Origin of the sequence: Streptomyces sp. NBRC 110028 (assembly GCF_001417735.1) — a bacterium.
Lineage (GTDB): Bacteria > Actinomycetota > Actinomycetes > Streptomycetales > Streptomycetaceae > Streptomyces.
Genome location: NZ_BBUZ01000029.1, coordinates 1 through 19,709, shown reverse-complemented (window position 1 = coordinate 19,709; position 19,709 = coordinate 1). Strand labels below are relative to the sequence as shown.

Here is a 19,709-nt window from a genome sequence, read left to right as displayed (position 1 = left end):
GGTGGCGCCCCCGCGGCCGCTCCCGCTACCTCTTGCGGCCGCGCTTCTCGCGTACCCGCACCGAGATCTGGATCGGGGTGCCCTCGAAGCCGAACTCCTCGCGCAGCCGCCGCTCGACGAAGCGGCGGTAGCCCGCCTCCAGGAAGCCCGAGGCGAAGAGGACGAACCGCGGCGGCCGGGTGCCGGCCTGGGTGCCGAACAGGATGCGGGGCTGCTTGCCGCCGCGGATCGGGTGCGGGTGGGAGGCGACGATCTCGCCGAGGAACGAGTTCAGCCGCCCGGTCGGCACCCGGGTCTCCCAGCCCGTCAGCGCCGTCTCGATCGCCGGGACCAGCTTCTCCATGTGGCGGCCGGTACGGGCCGAGACGTTGACCCGGGGCGCCCACTGGACCTGCCCCAGCTCGGTCTCGATCTCGCGCTCCAGGTAGTAGCGGCGCTCCTCGTCGAGGGTGTCCCACTTGTTGTACGCGATGACCAGCGCGCGCCCGGCCTCCACGGCCATCGTGATGATCCGCTGGTCCTGGACGCTGATGGACTCGCTGGTGTCGATGAGGACCACCGCGACCTCGGCCTTCTCCACGGCGGCCGCGGTGCGCAGCGAGGCGTAGTAGTCGGCGCCCTCCTGGAGGTGGACCCGGCGGCGGATACCGGCGGTGTCCACGAACTTCCAGGTGATCCCGCCGAGTTCGATCAGCTCGTCGACCGGGTCGCGGGTGGTGCCCGCGACCTCGTTGACGACCACGCGCTCCTCGCCCGCCACCTTGTTGAGCAGCGAGGACTTGCCGACGTTCGGGCGGCCGATGAGCGCGATGCGGCGCGGGCCGCCGACCGTGGCCCCGAAGGTCTGGGCCGGGGCCTCGGGCAGCGCCTCCAGCACCGCGTCGAGCATGTCGCCGGTGCCGCGGCCGTGCAGGGCGGAGACCGGGTGGGGCTCGCCGAGGCCGAGTGACCACAGCATCGCCGCGTCCGCCTCGCCGCTCGGGCCGTCGACCTTGTTGGCGCACAGCACGACCGGCTTGCCGGCCCGGCGCAGCAGCTTGACCACGGCCTCGTCGGTGTCGGTCGAGCCGACCGTGGCGTCCACCACGAAGACGACCGCGTCGGCGGCCTCGATGGCGAACTCGGCCTGGGCGGCCACGGACGCGTCGATGCCGAGCACGTCCTGTTCCCAGCCGCCGGTGTCGACCACCTTGAAGCGGCGGCCCGACCATTCGGCCTCGTAGGTGACCCGGTCGCGGGTGACGCCCGGCTTGTCCTCGACGACCGCCTCACGGCGGCCGATGATCCGGTTCACCAGGGTCGACTTGCCGACATTCGGGCGGCCGACGACGGCGAGCACCGGCAGCGGGCCGTGGCCTGCGGCGGCGAGGTCGCCCTCGACCTGCTCCAGGTCGAAGCCCTCCTGCGCGGCGAGCTCCATGAACTCCGCGTACTCGGCGTCGCCCAGCTCTCCGTGCTCGTCGCCGCCGCTGTGGATCTGGTCGTTCATGAAGTGATGTCCTCGTCGTCCCTCAGTGCCGCGTGCCCCGGTGGGCACGCGGGTCTATGTCTCGTCGTGGCGGCCCGTGAGCCGCCGGGCGCTCCCCAGGTGCTCGCCCAGACGCTTCTGGATGAGCACGGTCGCCTCGTCCAGCGCCGCCCGGGTCCGCCGGCCGCTGCCGTCCCCCGCCTGGAACGGGTCGCCGTAGACCACGTCGATCCGGCTGCGCAGCCTCGGCAGCGCCCGGGCCCGCCCGTCGGCGCGACGCTGCTCGCCGGTGCCGAGCACGGCCACCGGCACGATCGGGGCGCCGGACCGCACCGCGAAGTACGCGAGCCCCGAGCGCAGCGACGCGAAGTCGCCCTCGCCGCGGCTGCCCTCGGGGAAGATTCCCAGCACCCCGCCGCGCTCCAGCACACCCAGCGCATGGGTGATCGCGGTGCGGTCGGCGGTCGTGCGGTCCACCTTCAGCTGGCCGACGGAGCGCATGAACGGGTCCAGGGGACCGACGAACGCCTCCTTCTTGACCAGGAAGTGCGCTGGGCGGGGCGCGGTCCCGATGATCATCGGGCCGTCGACGTTGTGGGAGTGGTTCCCGGCCAGGATGACGGGGCCGGCGGACGGGACCCGCCAGGCGCCCAGCACCCGTGGCCGCCACAGCCCGTACATCAGGCCGATGCCGATGCGGCGCCCCACCGCGGCGCCGGCCGCGCTCGGCAGCTCCGGGTCGGCGGTGGCGGTCATGCGGCGGCCCGCTTCTCCTCGACCAGCGTGACCACGCATTCGATGACCTGGTCGAGGGTGAGGTCGGTGGTGTCCACCTCGACCGCGTCGTCGGCCTTGGCCAGCGGCGATGCCTTGCGGCCCGAGTCGGCGGCGTCCCGCTTGGCGAGCGCCGCCCGGGTGGCGGCCAGGTCGGAGGCGTCCTTGCCCTTCAGCTCACCGCTGCGGCGGGCGGCCCGCGCCTCGGCGGAGGCGGTGAGGAAGATCTTGAGGTCGGCGTCCGGGAGGACGGTGGTGCCGATGTCCCGGCCCTCGACGACCATGCCGCGCGGTGCCTCGGTGGCGATCGTCCGCTGCAGCTCGGTGATCACCTGGCGCACCTCGGGGACCGCGCTGACCGCGCTGACCCGGGAGGTGACCTCCTGGGTGCGGATCGGCCCGGAGACGTCGGTGCCGTCGACGGTGATGGTCGGAGCGGCCGGGTCGGTGCCGGAGACGATGACCGGCTTGCGGGCGGCGTCGGCCACGGCGACGGCGTCCTCGACGTCGATGCCGTTGTCCACCATCCACCAGGTGATCGCCCGGTACTGGGCGCCGGTGTCCAGGTAGCCGAGGCCGAGCTTGGCCGCGACGGCCTTGGAGGTACTGGACTTGCCCGTGCCTGCGGGGCCGTCGATCGCGACAATCACTGCTGCCGGGGCGGTCCGGGCGGCGGTTTCCACGGTGACAGACACCTTTCGTATGCACGGGGCTGGGTTTGAACGGAGCTTGTTTGAGCCCCGGACAAGGTTACTGGCTCATCCGGGGCGCCCGGTCACTGCCGGATGGACCAGCCCCGCTCGCGGAGGGCGGTGGTCAGACCGGGGGCGGCGGCGGGCTCCACCATCAGCTGGATCAGGCCCGCCTGCTGGCCGGTGGCGTGCTCGATCCGTACGTCCTCGATGTTGACGCCCGCCCGGCCCGCGTCGGCGAAGATCCGGGCCAGCTCGCCCGGCTGGTCGCCGATGAGGACCGTCACGGACTCGTAGGCGGCCGAGGCGGTGCCGTGCTTGCCCGGCACCCGCTCGCGCCCGGCGTTGCCGCGGCGCAGCACGTCCTCGATACCGGCCGCTCCCCCGCCGCGCTTGGCGTCGTCGGCCGACTGCAGCGCGCGCAGCGCCCGTACCGTCTCGTCCAGGTCGGCGGCGACCGCGGCGAGCACATCGGCGACCGGGCCGGGGTTGGCCGACAGGATGTCGATCCACATCGCGGGGTCGGAGGCCGCGATCCGGGTCACATCGCGGATGCCCTGGCCGCACAGGCGCACCGCGGTCTCGTCGGCGTCCCGCAGCCGCGCCGCGACCATGCTGGAGAGCAGGTGCGGGGTGTGCGAGACGAGCGCCACGGCCCGGTCATGCGCTTCGGCGTCCATCACCACGGGCACGGCGCGGCACAGCGCGACCAGTTCCAGTGCGAGATTGAGCACTTCGGTGTCGGTGTCGGCGCCGGGTGTGAGCACCCAGGGCCGCCCCTCGAACAGGTCCGCGGTCGCGGCCAGCGGCCCGGAGCGCTCCCGCCCGGCCATCGGATGCGTACCGATGTACCGGGTCAGGTCGCAGCCCAGCCCCTCCAGCTCACGCCGCGGCCCGCCCTTGACGCTGGCCACGTCCAGACACGCCCGCGCCACGCCCCGGCGCAGCACGTCGGCCACGGTCCGGGCCACGTACGCGGGCGGTACGGCGACGATCGCCAGGTCCACGGGCCCGTCCGGCTCACCCAGCGTCCCGGCCCCGAGCGCCTCGGCGGTACGGACCGCGTCCGCGTCGTGGTCGGCGAGGTGGACGTGGATGCCACGGCCCGCGAGGGTCAGCGCGGCGGAGGTACCGATCAGTCCGGTACCGATGACGAGGGCTGTTCTCACTGGGCGATGTCCTTGCGGAGGGCCGCCGCGGCGCCGAGGTACACATGGGCGACGTCGGTCTTGGCGAGGTCGGTCTCGACATGCGCGAGTATCCGGACGACCCGCGGCATGGCTCCGGTGATGTCCAGCTCCTGCGCGCAGATCAGCGGCACGTCGGTGATCCCCAGCTTGCGCGCGGCCACCGCGGGGAAGTCGCTGTGCAGATCGGGCGTGGCGGTGAACCACATGCTGATCAGGTCGTCCGGCGCCAGGCTGTTGCGCTCCAGGATGGCGGTCAGCAGCTCGGAGACCTGCTCCCGCATGTGCCCCGCCTCGTCCCGCTCCAGCTGAACCGCCCCGCGGACCGCTCGTACCGCCACGTCTGTGCTCCCTGCCCGTGCTGTGCCTGTGCCGCGCCCGCCGCGTCCCCGCGCGCCGTACGCGTCCCCAGTGTCCCCGATCAGCCTAACCAGCCGGTGCCGCCGCCCGCTCGGGCGTCCCGCGGGTGCCTCAGAGGTCGACCTCGCGCATCAGCATGCCGACCTCGGTGTTGGTGAGGCGGCGGAGCCAGCCGGACTTCTGGTCGCCCAGGGGGATCGGGCCGAAGGCGGTGCGGACCAGCTTCTCGACCGGGAAGCCGGCCTCGGAGAGCATGCGGCGCACGATGTGCTTGCGGCCCTCGTGGAGGCTGACCTCGACGAGGTAGTTCTTGCCGGTGTTCTGGACCACCTTGAAGTGGTCCGCGCGGGCGTAGCCGTCCTCCAGCTCGATGCCGTTCTTGAGCTGCTTGCCGAGGTCGCGCGGCAGCGGGCCCTGGATGGCGGCGAGGTAGGTCTTCTTGACGCCGTAGCGCGGGTGGGTGAGGCGGTGGGCCAGCTCTCCGTGATTGGTGAGCAGGATGATGCCCTCGGTCTCGGTGTCGAGGCGGCCGACGTGGAACAGCCGGGTCTCGCGGTTGGTGACGTAGTCGCCCAGGCACTGGCGGCCGTCCGGGTCCTCCATGGTGGAGACCACACCGGCGGGCTTGTTCAGCGCGAAGAACAGGTACGACTGGGTGGCGACGGTCAGGCCGTCGACCTTGATCTCGTCCTTCTCCGGGTCGACACGCAGCCCCTGCTCGGTGACGATCTTGCCGTTGACCTCGACCCGGGCCTGTTCGATCAGGTCCTCGCAGGACCGGCGCGAGCCCATGCCCGCGCGGGCCAGGACCTTCTGCAGCCGCTCGCCGTCCTGCTCGCCGAAGGTCTTGGGCAGCTTGGTCTGCGGCTTGTTGTGGCGGGCCCGGTTCCGCTCCTCTATCTGCGCCTCGTACTCGCGCGGGCGGGCCGGGGCGTTGGGCTTCCGGCCGCGGCCGCCCACGCCCTTGGGGGCGCCGCTCTTGGCCGCGCCGCCCCGGGGGCCGCCGCCGCTCTGCTTCGGGGCGCCCGCGTCGTAACGGCGCTCCTCGGGACGGGGGCGACCGGTGCGCTTCTGCTTGTCGTCGCGCCCGTTCCCGGCCCCCCGGTAGTTCTTGCCGCCGCTGCTGCCGCTGCCGCCGCCGCTACCGCTGCCCCTGCTGTTCCTGCCGCTGCTTCGCATCAAGTTTCCGTCTGAGAGTGGCTGCTGTCGTGTACGTCTGCGTCTGTGTCCGGTGCGTCCGGGTCGAACGACGGCACGCCCTCCTGGGACTCGCCCTCGACCGCGTCCGCCTCGGGGAGGAACGGTGCCAGCTCCGGCAGCTCCTCCAGCCCGCGCAGGCCCATCCGCTCCAGGAAGTAGTTCGTCGTCCTGTACAGGATCGCACCTGATTCGGGTTCCGTGCCCGCCTCCTCCACCAGTCCGCGCTGCAGGAGGGTGCGCATCACGCCATCGCAGTTCACGCCACGGACGGCGGAGACGCGGGAACGGCTGACCGGCTGACGGTACGCGACCACCGCGAGGGTTTCCAAAGCGGCCTGGGTGAGCCGGGCGTGCTGGCCGTCCAGAACGAAGCCCTCGACGGCCGCGGCGTACGCGGGCCGGGTGTAGTACCGCCAGCCGCCCGCGACGAGCCGCAGCTCGAATCCGCGGCCCTGCGCCGTGTACTCGTCCGCCAGCTCCCGCAGCGCCTCGGCGATCACGCGGCGCGGGCGGTCGAGCACCTTGGCGAGGTGTTCCTCGGTGGCGGGTTCGTCGACGACCATGAGGACGGCCTCCAGCGCGGGCCTGAGGTCGAGCGCCGCGACCTCGGAGAGCCCCGCCTCGGCCTGGGTGGCCGGTTCGCTCATGCCCGTACCTCCTGTGCCCGGTGCTTCTGCGGTTCGTCGAACTCATCGGTGACCAGCGGCCGCTGTCCGTCCTCCGCGCCCGTCCAGCGCACCATGAGCGCCCCCAGCGCCTCCGGCTGCTCCAGACGGACCGCGCGCTCCCGGTACAGCTCCAGCAGGGCCAGGAAGCGGGCCACGACGGTGAGCGTGTCCGGCGCGTCCTCGGTGAGCGCGGCGAAACTGGCCTCCCCCAGCTCCCGCAGCCGCCCCACCACCACCTCCGCCTGTTCCCGCACGCTCACCAGCGGGGCGTGGATGTGGTCGACGTACACCTGCGGCTTGGGTTTGGCCTGCATCGCCTTGACGGCCAGCTTGGCGAACCCCTCCGGGCCGACCCGGATGACGACATCGGGCAGCAGGTCGGCGTGGTGCGGCTCCAGGCCGACGGTGCGGGGGTAGCGGCGGGCCTCCTGGATCAGCCGGTCGTGGAAGATGTCCGCGACCTGCTTGTACGCGCGGTACTGGAGCAGCCGCGCGAACAGCAGGTCCCGGGCCTCCAGCAGCGCCAGGTCCGCCTCGTCCTCCACCTCGGCGGCGGGCAGCAGCCGGGCCGCCTTGAGGTCGAGCAGGGTCGCCGCGACCACCAGGAACTCGGTGGTCTGGTCGAGGTCCCAGTCCGGCCCCATGGCCCGGATGTGCGCCATGAACTCGTCGGTGACCTTGGAGAGGGCGACCTCGGTGACGTCCAGCTTGTGCTTGGAGATCAGCTGGAGGAGCAGGTCGAAGGGGCCCTCGAAGTTGTCGAGCCGCACGGTGAACGTGCCGTTGCCGTCCTCGGCGCCTTCGCCGTCCCCGGCGTGCTCGCCGTCCGTGCCGGTGCCGCCGCCGGGGTCGCCATCGCCATCGCGGTCGCCGTCGCCGTCGCCATCGCGGTCGCCGGAAGGGTCCGTGGCGACGTCGGGCGGCGCCCCATGGCCCCGCGCGGCGCCCCCGTCCGCCGCGTCCCCGCCTCCGGCGCGCTCGTGCGCGGGCTCGGACTCCCCGCCGGACTCCCCCGGCGCGGCCTCGTGCCCGGGCGGCGCGTCCCCGGCGCTGCCGGGCGTCGTGTGCGCCTCGGGCGGCGCGAGCCCGGTGGGCGGGGGCGCGCCGGGGCCTCGGCCCAGGGGGCGGCGGCGGGGCGACGGGTCGTTGGTCGGCATCGCGGTCCAGGGTGCTCATCGAGGCCGGGCGGTCAGCCCGCGATCGGGGCAGGCTATCGCCCGGCCCGGTCAGCGGCCGCGCAGGCGGCGCACCAGAATGCTCGCGTCGCCGCGCGACTCGAGGTCGGCGAGGACGACCGCGACCGCCTCGCGGACGATCCGGCCGCGGTCGACCGCGAGTCCGTGTTCGCCCCGCAGCACCAGTCGCGCGTGTTCGAGGTCCATCAGCTCCTCGGCGGAGACGTAGACCGTGATCTTCTCGTCGTGTCGCTCGCGCCCGCTGGGCCGCCGGTTGGCCGCGCGGGCACGGCGGCGGGCGGGGCCGCCCTGGGCGGGCGGGGACGTGCCCTCGGACGCCTGGCGGCCCTTGGCGGGCCGCTCCCCGGCCCCGGTGCCGTTCGCCGCCGCCGCGGCGGGGCGTCCACCGGCCGCGTCCTGGGGCGTGCTCTCGCGTCCCGTGTGTTCGGCGGCGCCGGGCTGCTCGCCCCCGTCGGCCGGTGCGCCGCCCGGCGCCGCCTCGCTGCCCGGGTCGGACTCGGAGGCGGGGGCGGGCACCCGTGGGGCCTCGCCGTTCGCCTGGCGGCGGCCGGACGCGGGCGAGGAGGACTGCAGTCCCATCCCTCCCGTGGTGCGGAACAGTTCGTCGGCTCCCGGCAGACTCACTCGGCGTGACACCGGGCGAGCACCTCCCTGGCGAGCTGACGATAGGCGGCGGCACCGACGGAGTTGGACGCGTACGTGGTGATCGGCTCACCGGCGACCGTGGTCTCCGGGAAGCGGACCGTACGGCCGATGACCGTGTGGTAGACGTGATTGTCGAACGCCTCGACCACGCGGGCGAGGACCTCACGGCTGTGCACGGTGCGCGAGTCGTACATGGTGGCGAGGATGCCGTCGAGCTCCAGGTCGGGGTTGAGCCGTTCCTGGACCTTCTCGATGGTCTCCGTGAGCAACGCCACACCGCGCAGCGCGAAGAACTCGCACTCCAGCGGCACGATCACCTTGTGCGCCGCGGTGAGCGCGTTGACGGTGAGCAGGCCGAGCGAGGGCTGGCAGTCGATGACGATGTAGTCGTAGTCCGCCATCAGCGGCTTGAGCGCCCGCTGCAGGGTGGACTCGCGGGCCACCTCGCTGACGAGCTGCACCTCGGCGGCCGACAAGTCGATATTGCTGGGCAGCAGGTCCATGTTGGGCACGGCCGTCTTCAGCAGCACCTCGTCGGCCGACATGCCCCGCTCCATGAGCAGGTTGTAGACGGTGAGGTCCAGCTCCATGGGGTTGACCCCGAGGCCGACCGAGAGCGCGCCCTGCGGGTCGAAGTCGACGAGCAGGACCCGGCGTCCGTATTCGGCGAGGGCCGCGCCCAGGTTGATGGTGGAGGTGGTCTTGCCGACGCCGCCCTTTTGGTTGCACATCGCGATGATCTTCGCTGGGCCGTGGTCGGTCAGCGGCCCCGGGATCGGGAAGTACGGCAGCGGCCGCCCGGTGGGGCCGATGCGCTCGCGTCGCTGGCGGGCCGCGTCGGGGGCGAGGGTCGCCGCGTACTCCGGATCGGGCTCGTACTCGGCGTCCGGGTCGTAGAAGTGCCCGTCGGGCAGGTCGTCGTAGTCGGCGAAGCGGGCGGGTTCGTTGCCCCCCTGGTCGCCGGCCATGGCGTTCACGTGATGGCCGTCCATGCTGTGGCTCTGGTGGGCTGTCGTCATGCTCGTCACGCTCTGGTGGGTTGCGAAAGTACGGACAGCGACGGAGCCGACAGCCTCCAGCCCCGAGGGGCCCTGGCCCCGCGCAGCCGGTCCTGGTTGACCACCCCCGGGAGAAAATGTCGACTCATTCACAAGTCGTCCTACCTCCTTGGTGACCAGGAAATTTCTCGATAGGTCAGCGTGACACCATGCCGACGGTTGGCGACTCTATGGCGTGTCGGCGGTCCTCAGCAACACAATCCACCGGAGACGGCACGATGTGTCGGCAATCGAACACCCCGATGTCAAGGGCGTATGGGCGGCGCCGCGGAGATTTCACCACCCCCCAAAGCGTCTGGATGGTTACATTCAGGGCGAGTTGACCGAGGCCCGGGCCGGGCCTGATCCGGGGCGTTCCGGACACGCCCTCGGCCGGGTCCCGTCCTTCGACAAGACCCGGCCGGATGCTCGGTGTTGACCCGATGTTGACGGCCCGCGTTGACCGTCCGTCGACCGGAGTTGACCGGCCGCGCGGCCTCAGCCGATCAGCGAGGCCAGGTCGACGGAGGGCAGCGAGTGGGCCTCGGCGACCGGCCCGTAGACGACCTGGCCCTCATGGGTGTTGAGCCCCTTGGCCAGCGCCGCGTCCCGGCGCACCGCCTCCCGCCAGCCGCGGTTGGCCAGCTCGACGATGTACGGGAGCGTGGCGTTGGTGAGCGCGTGGGTGGAGGTGTTGGGCACGGCGCCCGGCATGTTGGCCACGCAGTAGAACACCGAGTCGTGGACCGTGAAGGTCGGCTCCGCGTGGGTGGTGGGACGCGAGTCCTCGAAGCAGCCGCCCTGGTCGATCGCGATGTCGACAAGGACACTTCCCGGCTTCATGCGGGACACCAGCTCGTTGGTGACCAGCTTGGGCGCCTTGGCGCCGGGGATGAGCACCGCGCCGATGACGAGGTCGGCGGCGAGGACCGCCTTCTCCAGCTCATAGGCGTTGGAGGTGATGGTCTGCACCCGGTTGCCGAAGATCCGGTCGGCCTCGCGCAGCTTGTTGATGTCCTTGTCGAGCAGGGTCACGTGGAAGCCCATGCCGATGGCGATCTGCGCGGCGTTCCAGCCGGAGACGCCGCCGCCGATGACGACCGCGCGGGCGGCGGCGACGCCGGGTACACCGCCGGGCAGCACGCCGCGGCCGCCGGCCGAGCGCATCAGGTGGTACGCGCCGACCTGCGGCGCGATCCGGCCCGCGACCTCGGACATCGGGGCGAGCAGCGGCAGGGTGCGGTTGGCGGACTCGACGGTCTCGTACGCGATGGCGGTGGTGCCGGACTCCAGCAGCGCGTCGGTGCACGCGCGGGAGGCGGCGAGGTGGAGGTAGGTGAAGAGCGTCTGGTCCTTGCGCAGGCGGTGGTACTCCTCCGCGATCGGCTCCTTGACCTTCAGCAGCAGGTCGGCGGTGGCCCAGACCTCGTCGGCGGTGGCGAGGATGCCGGCGCCGGCGGCGATGTACTCCTCGTCGGTGATGGAGGAGCCCAGACCGGCGCCCTGCTCCACGAAGACCTCGTGGCCGTTGCGTACCAGCTCGTGCACGCCTGCGGGGGTGATGGCCACACGGAACTCGTTGTTCTTGACCTCGCGGGGGATACCGACCTTCACGTCGATCACGGTCCTTGAAATGGGGGGGGAACTTAAGGGCTTGACCGGCCGGAACCGGCTATAGACAGGCAAAATGGAACTTGTCCGCATGCCCGTGACGATCGCAGCGATCGCGGTACAGCCAGTGTAATGAAGGACGTCGCGCTGTCTAGCCTTGCATTGCTTCAATCTTTAGCAAGACCACCACTGATTTCGTAGGTCGACTCGCGGTCTCCCTTCAGTCCCGGGATGCGCGGCCCTCGGCGTCATGGGACCTCATCCCGCTGAGACCTGGCCCACTCGTCCGCCCGGCGCGCCGCCGCGGCCGCCTCCGACCACGTGCGCAGCGCCTCCTTCGACCGGCCCGTCTTCTCCTGGGCCTTCGCCGTGCCGCTCAGCGCCCGGGCGTACCCCTCCAGGTCCCCGGCCCGGCGGCAGGCGGCCGCGGCGGCCCGCCAGTCGCGCAGCGCCTCGGCCCAGCGGCCCGCGTAGCCATGGACGGTGCCGAGACGGGCGTACAGCCGGGCCTCGGCGGCCAGGTCGCGGCGGCTCAGCCGCAGTTCCAGGGCGCGGCCGTACCAGTCGGCGGCCCGGTTCCAGTCCTCCAGCTCCTGGTACGTCGCGCCGATCGACTCCAGGGCCCGCCCGGTCGTGTACGGATCGTCCGCCGCCCGGGCCGCCTCCAGCGCGCCCTTGTAGCGGGCGAGCGCCTTGTCGATCCGGCCCGCGCCCGCGTCCAGGTCACCCAGGTTCAGCAGCGCCGCCGCCCGCTCCACGGGCAGATCGCGGCGCCGGGCCACGTCCAGCACCAGCTGGTGGAGCCCGTACAGTTCGGGTGCCGCGCCCTCGGCGCCGCGGTGCGCGGTCAGCGCATGGGTCAGCGCGGCCACCAGCCGTCGCGCCAGGGTGTCGACCCCGCCCGCCTCGACGGCCAGCCGGGCGGCCTCCACCAGCACGGGCAGCCGGCTCTCCAGCCACTCCCCCGCCGCCCCCGCCGACGGGAACCGCAGCGCCCCCGGCAGCGCCGCCAGCTTCTTGCGGGCCGGGGAGCCCGGCGGCTCGGCCGCCAGCCGGCAGGCGTGCAGTTGCCGTACGGTGCGCTCCAGCATCCGCGCCCGGGCCAGCTCCACCTCCGCCGGGCGCTCCGTCGCCTCCAGCAGCGCGCGCAGCAGCGGGTAGAGGCAGCCGGGCACCTCGTACCGGCCCTTCTCGCGCGGCCGCAGCATCCCGTACGCGGCGAAGCCCTCCAGCGCCGCCCGGCCGTCCGCCACCGAGCATCCGGCCAGCGCGGACGCCGTGTGCGCGTCGGCCGAACCGGCCGGTGCCAGCGCCAGCAGCCGCAGCATCCGGGCGGCGGCCGGGGGCAGCGAGCCGTACGCCAGCCGGAAGGCGCGGGCCAGCGGGCGGGCGCCGCGGTCCACGTCCCCGTCGGCCGGGGGCAGTTCGCGCAGCCGCTCGATGACGTCGGACACCGAGTCCTTGGGGCGGGCGGCGAGCCAGCCGCCGACGAGCACGAGCGCGGCGGGCTGACCGGCGCACTCCTCGACCAGGGTCTGCGCGGCCACCGGGTCGCAGGTGATCCGGGTGGGCCCGGCGTACTGCGCCAGCAGCCCGACCGCCGCGCTCACGTCCAGCCCGCCGAGGGTGCACGGGCGGACGTCCGGGACACCGGTCAGCGGGCCCCGCGAGACGGCGATGACCAGGCAGTCGGGCTCGTCCGGGAGCAGCGCGTCCACCTGCCCGGCGCCCGCCACGTCGTCGAGCAGCAGCAGGACCCGCTTGCCGTCCAGCGTGTCGCGCAGGGTCTCCCCCAGCTCGTCCTCGTCCGCGCCCGGCGGGGCGGTCACGCCGAGCCTGATCAGCAGGTCGCGGGCGGTCCGCTCGGTGGGCACGGGGTCGCCGGAGGATGTCATCAGCCGGGCCCGCAGCACCCCGCCCGGGTAGTCGTCCGCCAGCCGCCGGGCCAGCTCCTCGGCCAGCGCCGTACGGCCCCAGCCGGGCCGCCCCGCGATGAGCAGCACCCGGCTGCGGGCGGCCTTGCGGCCCGCGATCGTGTCGAGCCCGGCGCGGTCGATGTCGGCCCGCAGCGCCAGCAGCTCCCGGCGGCGGCCCGCGAACCCCCGGCCCACGGTGGCGGCCGCCGCGAACAGCACCGCGCGCGTCGCGCCGCTCCACACCCCGCCGTCGGCCGCGCCACGGGCCGGAGGACTTACGTCCGCGTCCCCGTCCGCGGGTTCGCCCAGGGGCTCCCCGTCGGTGTCGACCGCCTGCTCCGCCACGGGCCCCACTCCCGTCCACCTGCGCATACGAGCCCGCCGCTGCTGCGGTCAGGGTTCGTACGAGCGTAGTTCACTCCGCGTCAGGTCCCGGGCACTCCGGGCCGGTGACGCGGTCCGAAAATCACCCCATCGGATGGTGAGACGGTTTGTTCCCCACCCCGGCGCAACCCCCACCGGGGGGAAGCCCGGCGGCTACGCCTCGAAGGGCCGGGCCGGCCAGGGGGCGTCGGCGGGGCGCAGGGCGTCCACGCCGTCGCCCGTCAGGGCGGCGTGGAGGGCCAGGACGCCCACCGCGAGGCAGTTGTTGTGCAGGTCACCGGCCAGCACACGGCGCACCAGCTCGTCCAGCGGCACCCGGGCCAGCTCCATGTCGGCCTCCTCCTCGGAGACCTCGTACCGCTCCCCGTCCGCCGCCGAGATCTCCCGGGCGAGGAAGATCCGTACGGCCTCGTCGCAGCCGCCGGGCGTGGTGTAGACGTCCGTCAGCACGCGCCAGTCCTCGGCCTTGACGTGGGCCTCCTCGTACAGCTCGCGCTGCGCGGCGCGCAGGGGGTTCTCGCCGGGGATGTCGAGGAGACCGGCCGGGATCTCCCACAGCCGGTGGCGGACCGGGTGGCGGTACTGGCGCAGCACGATGACGCGGCCGGTGTCGTCGAGGGCCAGGACGGCGACGGAGCCGGGGTGGACCTGGTAGTCGCGGGTGACCGTCGTGCCGTCGGGCATGACGACCTCGTCGGTGCGCACGCTCGTCTTGTTGCCGGTGAACGGCGTGGCGGTGGCGACGGTCCGCCACTCCTCGGGGGTGTCCTGGATGCCCATTGCTCTGCCTCAGCGTCCTTTCCGCATGCGGTTGGCCGGGGGCGGCGGGCCGCTCGCGCGACGCCCGCGCCCCCGTCCCAACCGTAGCGGTCAGGCTCCGGCGGCCTGCCCCTGAGCAGCGGTCTGTCGCTCGACCGCCGCCTTCACCAGACCGGCGAAGAGCGGGTGCGGGCGGGTCGGCCGGGAGCGCAGCTCGGGGTGGGCCTGGGTGCCGACGAGGTAGGGGTGAACCTCGCGCGGGAACTCGACGTACTCCACCAGCTTGTTGTCGGGGGAGGTTCCGGAGAAGACGAGCCCGGCCTTCTTCTCCAGCTCACCGCGGTAGGAGTTGTTGACCTCGTAGCGGTGGCGGTGCCGCTCCTCGACGTACGGCTGGTCGTCGTAGACCTCGCGGACGATCGAGCCCTCGGCGAGCTTGGCCGGGTACATGCCCAGCCGCATGGTGCCGCCCATGTCGCCCTCGCCCGCGACGATGTCCAGCTGCTCGGCCATGGTGGAGATCACCGGGTCGGTGGCGGCCGGTTCGAACTCGGTGGAGTTGGCGCCGGTGATGCCCGCGAGGTTCCGCGCGGCCTCGATGACGATGCACTGGAGGCCGAGACACAGGCCCAGCAGCGGGATCTTGTTCTCGCGGGCGTAGGTGATCGCGCCGACCTTGCCGATGACACCGCGGTCGCCGAAGCCGCCGGGAATGCAGACCGCGTCGCAGTCCGCCAGCTGCTGCCGGGCGCCGGCGGCGGTCTTGCAGTCGTCGGACGTGACCCACTTGATCTTCACGCGGGCGTTGTTGGCGAAACCGCCCGCGCGCAGCGCCTCGGTGACGGACAGATAGGCGTCGGGCAGGTCGATGTACTTGCCGACGAGCGCGACCGTGACCTCGTGGTCGGGCTGGTGGACCCGCTTGAGCAGGTCGTCCCACTGGGCCCAGTCCACATCGCGGAAGGGCAGGTCCAGCTTGCGGACGACATAGGCGTCCAGCCCCTCGGCGTGCAGCACCTTGGGGATGTCGTAGATCGACTTGGCGTCGATGGCGGCCACCACCGCGGCGTCGTCCACGTCGCACATCAGCGAGATCTTGCGCTTGATGGAGGTGGGGACCTCCCGGTCGGCGCGCAGCACGATGGCGTCCGGCTGGATACCGATGCTGCGCAGGGCGGCGACCGAGTGCTGGGTGGGCTTGGTCTTCAGCTCACCGGAGGGGCCGATGTACGGCAGCAGGGAGATGTGCACCACGAAGACGTTGTCCCGGCCGACCTCGTGGCGGACCTGGCGGACGGCCTCCAGGAAGGGCAGCGACTCGATGTCGCCGACGGTCCCGCCGACCTCGGTGATGACGACGTCCACGTCATCGGTGGCCATGCGCCGGATGCGGTGCTTGATCTCGTTGGTGATGTGCGGGATGACCTGCACGGTGTCGCCCAGGTACTCGCCGCGCCGCTCCTTGGCGATCACGCTGGAGTAGACCTGGCCGGTGGTGACGTTGGCGGATCCGTCGAGGTCGACGTCGAGGAAACGCTCGTAGTGGCCGATGTCCAGATCGGTCTCGGCGCCGTCGTTGGTGACGAACACCTCACCGTGCTGGAACGGGTTCATCGTGCCCGGGTCGACGTTCAGGTACGGGTCGAGCTTCTGCATGGTGACCCGCAGACCCCGCGCCTTCAGCAGCGCACCGAGGCTGGAGGCGGTCAGGCCCTTGCCGAGCGAGGAGGCGACACCCCCGGTGACGAAGAGGTGCTTGGTCGTCATGGGCTTAGCGGCAATGGCCAAAAGGGGGCTCCCGTGGTCGCGTCGTGAGGGTGCGGTCCGGCAGCTGCCCCGCTGTCGCGGGGGTGCCGTCGCTGAGGTTCGGGGGGTTTGTGCCCGCCGCTCCACGGGCTACCAGGGTATCAGTGCCCCGGAGCGGCCGCTGGAGGGCGTCGGCGTGACACGGCCCGCCGCACCTCTGCCGCACCGTACGCTGTCATGACAACAACGCGTATCGTCCGCACCTCGCGTATCGCTACAACTACCCCGCGTACGCATCCCCTGGACACCACGAGCCCCACCCGTGATCCGGCCACCCGATCGGCGGTCGTGACGCGAGCCACGATATGGACGGGCTCAAGCGGATCACTGTCCTGCGTCGTATCCTGCTCGGACGAAACGCTACGAGCCCCGGCACGGCACCACCAGCTCGCCTCCGGAACAAGAGCTCGTCCAATATTTTCCGGAGACCGTAAGCACGCCCGCAGGGGCATACGGCCGTTCGAATGGGGAAGCACGTGGCCGGGCGTATCGAGGACTACGCACTCATCGGTGATATGCAGACCGCCGCCCTCGTCTGTAAGGACGGGACGGTGGACTGGCTGTGCCTGCCCCGCTTCGACTCCCATGCCATCTTCGCCGGTCTACTGGGCACCGAGGAGCACGGATTCTGGCGGCTGGGCCCCGCGCACACCGCCGGGAGCGAGCCCCCGACCGCCGACCGCCGCCGCTACCGGGGCGACTCGCTGGTGCTGGAGTCGGAGTGGGACACCCCGCGCGGCACGGTCCGCGTGATCGACTTCATGCCGCCGCGCGACGGCGCCCCGCAGCTGGTGCGGATCGTCGAGGGGGTCAGCGGCCGGGTGCCGGTGCGCTCCGCACTGCGGATGCGCTTCAGTTACGGCTGGGTCGTGCCGTGGGTGCACCGGGTGGACTCGCGGACGGTCGCCGTCGCCGGTCCCGACTCGGTGTGGCTGGACACCGAGGTCGACACCTTCGGCAAGGACCTCACCACCTACGCCGACTTCACGGTGGCCCCCGGTGACCGGATCGCCTTCACCATCAGCTGGCAGCCCTCGCACAAGGAGCCGCCCGCTCTGCCCGAGCCGGAGGCCGCGCTGGAGGCGACCGAGGATTTCTGGCGGGAGTGGGTCGAGCACTGCACGTACCACGGCCCCTACCGGGACGCGGTCGTCCGCTCGCTGATCACCCTCAAGGCGCTCACCTACGCCCCCACCGGCGGCATCGTCGCCGCGCCCACCACCTCGCTGCCCGAGGAGATCGGCGGCGTACGGAACTGGGACTACCGCTTCACCTGGCTGCGGGACGCCGCGATCACCCTGTCCTCCCTGCTGCGCACCGGCTACCGCGAGGAGGCGCGCGCCTGGCGCGAATGGCTGCTGCGCGCGGTCGCGGGCGACCCGGAGAACCTGCAGATCATGTACGGCATCGCGGGTGAGCGGGAGCTGTCCGAGGCCGAGCTGACCTGGCTGCCCGGCTACGAGAACTCCCAGCCGGTCCGGGTCGGCAACGGCGCGGCGGGCCAGCTCCAGCTGGACGTCTACGGCGAGGTCACCGAGGCGCTGCACCTGGCCCATATGACGGGCCTGGCCCGCAACGACTACGCGAGCGTGCTCCAGCTCAAGCTGATCAACTACCTGGAGGAGCACTGGGACGAGCCCGACGAGGGCATCTGGGAGGTGCGCGGCCCGCGCCGGCACTTCGTGCACTCCAAGGTGATGGCCTGGGTCGCCGTCGACCGCACCGTCAAGCTGATCGAGTCGGGCGAGGTGGACGGCCCGCTGGACCGCTGGCGGGATCTGCGCGACGAGATCCACCGGGACGTGTGCGAGAAGGGCTACGACGCCGAGCGCAACACCTTCACCCAGTCCTACGGCTCCAGGGAGCTGGACGCCTCCCTGCTGCTCATCCCGCAGATGGGCTTCCTGCCGCCGGACGACAAGCGGGTCATCGGCACCATCGAGGCGATCCAGCGCGAGCTGTCCACGTCCGACGGTTTCGTGATGCGCTACCCGACCGCGGGCGAGGACGCGGGCGTGGACGGACTGGAGGGCGACGAGGGCGCCTTCCTCGCCTGCTCGTTCTGGCTCGCCGACGACCTGGCGATGATCGGCCGGGTGGACGAGGCCCGCAGGCTCTTCGAGAAGCTGCTGGGGCTGCGCAACGACCTGGGGCTGCTGGCCGAGGAGTGGGACCCGCACCACCAGCGCCAGGTGGGCAACTTCCCGCAGGCGTTCAGCCACGTCCCGCTGATCGACACCGCCCTGCGCCTGACCGCCTCCGGCGCGTACGGCGGCTGACGCGACGGCCCGCGGGGGCGGCCCGGACCGGATGGAAACCCAAGGAACGATCACCGTGGCGCGGGCCCTGGACCTGCCCGCCCTGCGCCGCGGCCTCCCCGAGGTGGTGACCGGGGCCGAGCTGCTGGACCGGCCGGTGCGCTGGGTGCACGCGGGTGAGGCGCCGAACATCGCCGCCCTCCTCAAGGGCGGCGAGCTGCTGCTGACCACCGGTCTCGGGGTCGGCCCCCGCCCCGCCGAGCAGCGCGCTTATCTCCGGCGGCTCGCCGAGCGCGGCATCGCGGCACTGGTGGTGGAGCTGGGCCCGCGGTTCCGCACGCTCCCGGTGGCGGTGGTCGACGCGGCGCGCTCGTGCGGGCTGCCGCTGGTGCAGCTGCACCGCGAGGTGCCGTTCGTGGCGGTCACCGAGGAGATCCACACCGAGATCGTCAACGAGCACTACGCCCTGCTGCGCCAGGCCGACGTCGTCCACCGCCAGGGCACCGAGGTGCTGCTGCGCGGCGGCGGAGTGCCGGAGATCCTGCGGAACTTCGCCGAGTTCGCGGGCAACCCGGTGTACCTGGAGACCCCCGACGGCCGGCTGCTGTACGCGGCCGGGCCCGCGGGCGTGGCTCCTGGCGCCACCGATCCGCTCCAGGCGTGGGAGGGGCTGCGCGCCCGCCGCGCCGACCGCAGGCCGCCCGAGCCGCCGGCGGGCAGCGTGCTGGCCGATGTGCCGGGCGGCGGCCGGGGACCGGGCGCGGTGCGGGCCCGGCTGACCGTGCTGCCGGTGACCGCGCCGCTCGCCCCGGTCCACCGCATCGCCGCCGAGCGGACCGCTGATCTGCTGGCGGTGGTGCTGCTGCGGGCGCGCCAGGAGGAGGAGCTGACGGCGCGCGGCCGGGGCGACTTCCTGACCGATCTCGCGGAGGGGCGGGTGGAGCCGTCGGACGCGCCCGCGCAGGCGCGGGTGCTGGGGTTCCGGCCCTCCGGCGACGGCCCGCTGCTGCCGATGGTGATGCGGCTCGCGGAGGACCCGCGTCCGCTGAGCGGGGGCGGGGCCGCCGGGGGCGTCGGCGCGGAGAGCTGGGCGGAGCTGGCCCACGCGCTGCGGGAGGAGCTGGCGTCGGTGGGCGCGCCGGTGCTGCTGGGCGTACGGCTGCCGGAGGCCCGGGTGCCGCTGCTGGTGGGCTTGCGGACCGCGGCGGACCGCGGCGCGGTGGCGATGCGCGTCGCGGCGGCGCTGCGGGCGGGGGTGGGGCGGGCCTGGCCGGACCGGCCCGCCGGGGCCCATCCGCCGGTGGTGATCGCCGGTCTCGCGGCGGGCTGGGACGGGGTCGGCGGCGAGCTGCGGCACGCGGCGGAGGCGGCGCACGCGGCGCACGGGCTGGCGGACCGGGACTGGTACGACGTCCGCAGCCTGGATGTCGACCTGTTGCTGTGGCGACTGCGTGAGCACGGCGACCTGGCCGCCTTCGTCGACCGGGTGATCGGCCCGCTGCTCGCCCACGACCGTGACGCCCGTCCGCCGCTGGTGCCGACGCTGGAGGTCTATCTGCGGCACGCGGGCCGCAAGGCGGAGACGGCCCGCGCGCTGCACCTCAACCGCCAGACGCTGTACGACCGGCTGGCCCGGATCGCCCGGCTGCTCGGCACCGACCTGGAGGACCCCCAGACGGTGCTCGCCCTGGGGGTGGCCCTCCAGGCCCGCCGCCATGTGCGGTGACGACTTCCGGAAGAAGTCGTCT

At 72.9% G+C, this 19,709-nt stretch carries 16 protein-coding genes; 2 read left to right on the top strand and 14 right to left on the bottom strand.

What is annotated here, in order from left to right; genetic code table 11:
- Positions 1-25: 25 nt before the first annotated feature.
- The 14 genes from der to ASC60_RS20680 all read right to left on the bottom strand — a co-directional run bounded on the left by der (position 26) and on the right by ASC60_RS20680 (position 15,664).
- Positions 26-1,489 carry a ribosome biogenesis GTPase Der gene (der, locus tag ASC60_RS20745; protein ID WP_055553170.1) on the bottom strand — a complete coding sequence of 488 codons (1,464 nt, stop codon included), beginning with the start codon at positions 1,487-1,489 and terminating at the stop codon, positions 26-28.
- A gap of 54 nt (positions 1,490-1,543) precedes the next feature.
- Complete coding sequence (locus tag ASC60_RS20740; protein WP_055553169.1) at positions 1,544-2,224, bottom strand: 1-acyl-sn-glycerol-3-phosphate acyltransferase; 681 nt, start codon at positions 2,222-2,224, stop codon at positions 1,544-1,546.
- Complete coding sequence (cmk, locus tag ASC60_RS20735) at positions 2,221-2,925, bottom strand: (d)CMP kinase (protein WP_055553167.1); 705 nt, start codon at positions 2,923-2,925, stop codon at positions 2,221-2,223. The genes ASC60_RS20740 and cmk overlap by 4 nt, the downstream gene beginning before the upstream one ends.
- A 92-nt stretch (positions 2,926-3,017) precedes the next feature.
- The gene (locus ASC60_RS20730; protein WP_055553165.1) at positions 3,018-4,103 is read right to left on the bottom strand and encodes a prephenate dehydrogenase; all 1,086 of its coding nucleotides are present in this window, start codon (positions 4,101-4,103) and stop codon (positions 3,018-3,020) included.
- Positions 4,100-4,462: a chorismate mutase gene (gene aroH, locus ASC60_RS20725; protein ID WP_055553163.1), complete on the bottom strand. Its 363-nt coding sequence runs from the start codon at positions 4,460-4,462 to the stop codon at positions 4,100-4,102. The genes ASC60_RS20730 and aroH overlap by 4 nt, the downstream gene beginning before the upstream one ends.
- A gap of 130 nt (positions 4,463-4,592) precedes the next feature.
- Positions 4,593-5,660 carry a pseudouridine synthase gene (locus ASC60_RS20720; protein WP_055553161.1) on the bottom strand — a complete coding sequence of 356 codons (1,068 nt, stop codon included), beginning with the start codon at positions 5,658-5,660 and terminating at the stop codon, positions 4,593-4,595.
- The gene (gene scpB, locus ASC60_RS20715; RefSeq protein WP_055553159.1) at positions 5,660-6,328 is read right to left on the bottom strand and encodes an SMC-Scp complex subunit ScpB; all 669 of its coding nucleotides are present in this window, start codon (positions 6,326-6,328) and stop codon (positions 5,660-5,662) included. Before scpB ends, ASC60_RS20720 begins: the two co-directional genes overlap by 1 nt.
- Entirely contained in the window at positions 6,325-7,506 is a 1,182-nt protein-coding gene (locus ASC60_RS20710; RefSeq protein WP_055553157.1) for a ScpA family protein, read from the bottom strand. The genes scpB and ASC60_RS20710 overlap by 4 nt, the downstream gene beginning before the upstream one ends.
- 69 nt (positions 7,507-7,575) lie before the next feature.
- Positions 7,576-8,181 carry a hypothetical protein gene (locus tag ASC60_RS20705; RefSeq protein ID WP_199831005.1) on the bottom strand — a complete coding sequence of 202 codons (606 nt, stop codon included), beginning with the start codon at positions 8,179-8,181 and terminating at the stop codon, positions 7,576-7,578.
- On the bottom strand, positions 8,166-9,341 hold the full coding sequence (locus ASC60_RS20700; RefSeq protein WP_078510474.1) for a ParA family protein: 1,176 nt from the start codon (positions 9,339-9,341) through the stop codon (positions 8,166-8,168). Before ASC60_RS20700 ends, ASC60_RS20705 begins: the two co-directional genes overlap by 16 nt.
- Positions 9,342-9,725: 384 nt before the next feature.
- Positions 9,726-10,841: an alanine dehydrogenase gene (gene ald / locus ASC60_RS20695; protein ID WP_055553560.1), complete on the bottom strand. Its 1,116-nt coding sequence runs from the start codon at positions 10,839-10,841 to the stop codon at positions 9,726-9,728.
- A gap of 245 nt (positions 10,842-11,086) precedes the next feature.
- Positions 11,087-13,099 carry a tetratricopeptide repeat protein gene (locus ASC60_RS20690; protein ID WP_370592947.1) on the bottom strand — a complete coding sequence of 671 codons (2,013 nt, stop codon included), beginning with the start codon at positions 13,097-13,099 and terminating at the stop codon, positions 11,087-11,089.
- Between the two features lie 192 nt (positions 13,100-13,291).
- Positions 13,292-13,918 carry an NUDIX hydrolase gene (locus tag ASC60_RS20685; RefSeq protein WP_055553153.1) on the bottom strand — a complete coding sequence of 209 codons (627 nt, stop codon included), beginning with the start codon at positions 13,916-13,918 and terminating at the stop codon, positions 13,292-13,294.
- A 90-nt stretch (positions 13,919-14,008) separates the two neighbouring features.
- Positions 14,009-15,664, bottom strand: coding sequence for a CTP synthase (locus ASC60_RS20680; protein WP_055553151.1), 1,656 nt, complete (start codon positions 15,662-15,664; stop codon positions 14,009-14,011).
- A 515-nt stretch (positions 15,665-16,179) separates the two neighbouring features.
- Here ASC60_RS20680 and ASC60_RS20675 point away from each other — a divergent pair.
- Together ASC60_RS20675 and ASC60_RS20670 are read left to right on the top strand one after the other, a co-directional pair.
- Positions 16,180-17,982: a glycoside hydrolase family 15 protein gene (locus tag ASC60_RS20675; RefSeq protein ID WP_055553149.1), complete on the top strand. Its 1,803-nt coding sequence runs from the start codon at positions 16,180-16,182 to the stop codon at positions 17,980-17,982.
- Between the two features lie 31 nt (positions 17,983-18,013).
- Complete coding sequence (locus tag ASC60_RS20670; protein WP_055553147.1) at positions 18,014-19,687, top strand: PucR family transcriptional regulator; 1,674 nt, start codon at positions 18,014-18,016, stop codon at positions 19,685-19,687.
- Positions 19,688-19,709: the final 22 nt, after the last annotated feature.

Excerpts from the sequence above, each read along its gene's own strand:
- ASC60_RS20740 (WP_055553169.1), bottom strand. The coding sequence starts at position 2,224 with ATGACCGCCACCGCCGACCCGGAGCTGCCGAGCGCGGCCGGCGCCGCG.
- ASC60_RS20670 (WP_055553147.1), top strand. The coding sequence starts at position 18,014 with ATGGAAACCCAAGGAACGATCACCGTGGCGCGGGCCCTGGACCTGCCC.
- ASC60_RS20720 (WP_055553161.1), bottom strand. The coding sequence starts at position 5,660 with ATGCGAAGCAGCGGCAGGAACAGCAGGGGCAGCGGTAGCGGCGGCGGC.
- der (WP_055553170.1), bottom strand. The coding sequence starts at position 1,489 with ATGAACGACCAGATCCACAGCGGCGGCGACGAGCACGGAGAGCTGGGC.
- ASC60_RS20710 (WP_055553157.1), bottom strand. The coding sequence starts at position 7,506 with ATGCCGACCAACGACCCGTCGCCCCGCCGCCGCCCCCTGGGCCGAGGC.
- ASC60_RS20685 (WP_055553153.1), bottom strand. The coding sequence starts at position 13,918 with ATGGGCATCCAGGACACCCCCGAGGAGTGGCGGACCGTCGCCACCGCC.
- ASC60_RS20680 (WP_055553151.1), bottom strand. The coding sequence starts at position 15,664 with ATGACGACCAAGCACCTCTTCGTCACCGGGGGTGTCGCCTCCTCGCTC.
- scpB (WP_055553159.1), bottom strand. The coding sequence starts at position 6,328 with ATGAGCGAACCGGCCACCCAGGCCGAGGCGGGGCTCTCCGAGGTCGCG.